The organism is Streptosporangium sp. NPDC000509 (assembly GCF_042898365.1).
Classification (GTDB): Bacteria; Actinomycetota; Actinomycetes; order Streptosporangiales; family Streptosporangiaceae; genus Streptosporangium.
Genome location: NZ_JBIAYX010000043.1, coordinates 1 through 3,980, shown reverse-complemented (window position 1 = coordinate 3,980; position 3,980 = coordinate 1). Strand labels below are relative to the sequence as shown.

Below are 3,980 nucleotides of genomic sequence, written 5' to 3'. Positions count from 1 at the left end.
CGGTTCCGGACGGCGGCTGTTCGACCATCCGAGCCGACCCGTCGGCCTTCGACTCCTCCGCCACGAGGTGACGGCGAAAGGCCTGCTGCTGCTCCGGTACGAGGCCGCCGGCGCCGCCCCGACAGCGGAATACGAGGGCGTCACGGCCTTCGTCTAGCGCGGTGACCAGGACCGGACCCGCCCGTCGCGGGTGCGCGTCCCCCCTCCGCCGGCGGCACCGTGGCGGCGCCGAACATGGTGTCCCACTCGGGGCTGCGGTCGAAGTGTTCGCCGATGAGCCGCATGGTGTGCCGCTGGGCAGGATTCATGTTCTCCGTTATGAGTGCTGTCAGTGCGTCGCTGTTCGTTCGCTCCCCGGCGCTGTCGGGGAAGTTCGGGAGCGCGTTGCCGTGGGCGGCGAGGAATGCGCGGATCGCGGCGACCGCACGGTCGACGAGTGGGACGATCTCGTGTTCCGAGGCGTCGGCGGGTAGCTCCAGGATCGCGGTGTTGACGTGGAGGAGGTCCTCAGGTGCGTCTTTCAGGGCCTTGACGAAGGTGAGCGTGTCCTCCTTCGTTATCAGGTGGGTGAGAAAGAGGGCGACGTTGCGTGAGGCGGGATCGTTGCCGAGTGCCTCCATCGCGAGGAGTGCCTCGGGAGACAGGTCAGGTGACACTCCGAGACCGATCAGCTCGTCGACCTCGGATCGAATGCGTTCGAGGTCGGCGATTCTGGTGTCGAGTTCCACGCGTAGTCCGCGCAGGGATTTCTGACCGTCCTCTTCGGAATCGAGCATCCGGGCGACGTCGTCGAGGAGGAAACCGAGGCCGGCGAGGCGGTTGATGCGCAGCGCGAGGACGAGGTGCCGGGCGGTGTACTGCTTGTAGCCGTTCGCGAGCCGTTCGGGTTCGGGCAGGAGCCCGATGTCGTGCCAGTGACGGATCGAGCGCAGCGTGACGCCGGCCAGGTCCGCGAGTTGCCTGGTGCTCCACGCCACGATCACCCCTCCTTCGCCTCCACCGCCACACCTATTGTGTCCAACGACCGGAACGCGGGGACGCACAGCGCGACCACGACGGTCACCACGGTCACGACCGCGATCCCGATCCCCGCCGTCGCGAGCCCGAACCCGGAGGCGAACGCGGCTATGGGGGCCGAGGTGAGGGCGGGTGCCGCGAGCACGAGAGCGTTCTGCGCACCGAGGACACGTCCGCGCATCTCATCCGGAGTCGCCTCGATGGTCGCCACCCCCAGCACCGCGGACATGGGGCCGTTGGTCAGGCCGATGAACACGGCCGCGGCCAGAACCGTCCAGGGCGCCGCCATCATGCCGATCACGGTGAATCCGATGCCTATGCCGACCATCCCGATCACGAACCAGGCGCGGCGCGACACCTTCCCCACGGTCGCCGCGTACACGCCCGCGCTGAGAAGACCACCGACCGCGATCCCGGTCGCCGCGAACCCGCTGAACTCCGGCAGGTTCTCGCTCGTGAAGTAGGCGGGCATGATCGTCGCCTGCAACGCCACGATCACCGCGACGAACACCGCCGACAGCAGGCTCGCACCCAGCACCAACCGGTGCCCGAGCAGGAACCGCCATCCGGTCACCAGGTCGGTGAACACCCCGCGAACTCCCGTCCCCGCGGTGCGGGCATCGGTCAAGGTGATCTCTCCAACGCGGGACGACATCGCGAACGACAGCAACGCCGCGGCAAGACTCATTCCGGCGGTGATGAACAACGCGGCGGCACTCACACCGAACAGCCACACCAGCAGCCCGCCTAGGCCGGGCCCGATCAGCATCAGCGTGCCCGCCAGCGACTCGCGGACACCTACCAGCCGGTCCAGTGCACCCGGCTTACCGCCGTCGAGGTGAACGAGGCGGGGAAGCAGCGTCTCCCGCGCCGTCATCCCCGGCATGTCTCCGAACGCGCCGATCACGCCCAGCACGATGAACCACGTCAGGTTCAACCCCCACAACGCGTCCACGACCGGGACCGCGGCGACCGATGCAGCGGACAACACGTCACTGACGATCGACACCGTTCGCCGGTTCACCCGGTCGACGACCACCCCGGTGAGCATTCCCACGACTGCGGCGACCGCGGCGGTCACCGACGCCAGGACACCGGCGGCGAGGATGTCACCGGTCTTCGCGAGCACCAGCAACGGGAACAGCACCGACGCGATCCCGTTCCCCAGCAGGGAAAGACTGTACGACCCCAGATAAACCCAGGTGCTTCGACTCATGGACGCATCACAAACCATGCCGCTACGGCACAGTCAAGCCGGCGGCCGAAGGCGCCCGGTGAACACGAGTGAAGCCGTCCCGGCCGGTGAGGACGGGATGTGCGAACCCGTCAGGGGCGGCCGGGCTCACACGGGGCGGCGACCGCGTCGTGGACGCGCTTCGGCGCCGCGCGGGGAGGGAAGGATCCTGCGCACGCCGATGCGGGCTGAAAAGGTTTGTGCCGGGTGCGCGGGAGGTCGATCTTCGGGCTTTTGCCTGCTCAGAATGGGTGTTTTTGGTTGGTCCGAAAAGGCTGGAACTTCCCGCGGAGGCTGATGCGGGAAGAGTCCGGACTTTCATTGACGAAGCGATATTTCGGCGTTAACAATTACTCACGGTGCGCGATAAGCGGCAGTGGTGCGTTCGGAGGCCCCCAGTGCCGGATGTCGGCATCGGTGGCACGCTGAAGCCCTCCAGATACCTCATTTTCGCTGTGACGTCGGTCAGCGCACGCGTCCTTCACACGAATGGATATGTGTGAATACTTTCCATGCCCACGATGACGACCAGGTCGAAGGCGGCGCCCTCGGGCGCAAGCTGGGACTGACCCGTCGACAGTTGTTCGCCGCGACCACGGGTATGGCCGCGGCGGCGGCCATCACCGCACTGCCGGGCAGGGCCTCGGCCGCCGCGGCCGCCCCCCTGATCCGCGACAGCAAGCGCGGCATCATCCTCTACACGGTCCGTGACGCCATCTCCCGCGACCCCAACACGACGACCCTGCCGTCGGGGTTCAAGGAGGTGTTCAAGGCGCTCAGCGACATCGGCTACGAGCGCATCGAGTTCGCCGGCCTCACGCAGCACGCCAACGCCGAGGGCGGGCAGAACCTGGAGAACATCGCCGGGGCGACGCTGCTGCGCTCGTGGCTGGACGCCAACGGGCTGCGGGCCGAGGGCAATCACGGGTTCATTCCGGGGTCATGGCCGCTGACCCAGACGGATCTCGACCGGTTCAAGGTCAGCCTGGAGATCGCCAACATCCTCGGCATGGACCACATGGGCACCGGTAACGACCCCACCAACAGCAACTACAAGGCCGACTGGGACATCGCCGCCGAGAAGTGGAACATCCTCGGGGAGATCGCCCGGAACTCCGGCTACGTCAAGCTGTACACCCACAACCACGACGCCGCCTACAACTTCCTTCTCGACAGCGGACCGCTGGACGTCCAGGGCCGTCCGACGCGCTCCTCGGGGGTCAGGAAGCTGGAGTACTTCCTGGGCGTCACCGATCCCAAGTTCGTGAACCTGGAGATGGACATCTACTGGGCGCACGTCGCCCAGTACAAGTTCAAGACCTACACCGCCCCCGACGGCTCCGTCCAGACCAACGTTTTCAACCCTCTCGCTCTCGTCCAGGCGCAGGAGCGCCGGTATCCGCTGTTCCACGCCAAGGACGGAAAGATCAACACCGCGACCGCCAACGGCTACGACATGGTGCCCTTCGGTACGGGCGACATCGACTACACGACGTTCTTCCGGGGGCTGACCAGCCAGCACCACTACCCGATGTACGAGCAGGACACCGCTCCGGGTGGTACGGCGAACCCGGGCCAGTCATTGCAGTTCGCCCAGATCAGTTACGACAACATGTCGGCCCTCACCACGGAGTGACCGTTACTGATTCCATAGTCGGATATCAGTAATCCGGGCGTTACCGCCCGGAAGGTCCGTCACGGTGTCACCGAAGCGCGGGCTGCGCTTCGG

General features: G+C 66.5%; 3 protein-coding genes. 1 reads left to right on the top strand and 2 read right to left on the bottom strand.

The features are described 5' to 3' along the window. Positions 1 to 140 precede the first annotated feature (140 nt). Entirely contained in the window at positions 141 to 977 is an 837-nt protein-coding gene (locus tag ACFY3D_RS39465; protein ID WP_389989640.1) for a MerR family transcriptional regulator, read from the bottom strand. Positions 978 to 979: 2 nt separating this feature from the next. Then, entirely contained in the window at positions 980 to 2,233 is a 1,254-nt protein-coding gene (locus ACFY3D_RS39460) for an MFS transporter (RefSeq protein WP_389989638.1), read from the bottom strand. Between the two features lie 517 nt (positions 2,234 to 2,750). Here ACFY3D_RS39460 and ACFY3D_RS39455 point away from each other — a divergent pair. Next, positions 2,751 to 3,887 carry a sugar phosphate isomerase/epimerase family protein gene (locus tag ACFY3D_RS39455; RefSeq protein WP_389989636.1) on the top strand — a complete coding sequence of 379 codons (1,137 nt, stop codon included), beginning with the start codon at positions 2,751 to 2,753 and terminating at the stop codon, positions 3,885 to 3,887. Positions 3,888 to 3,980: the final 93 nt, after the last annotated feature.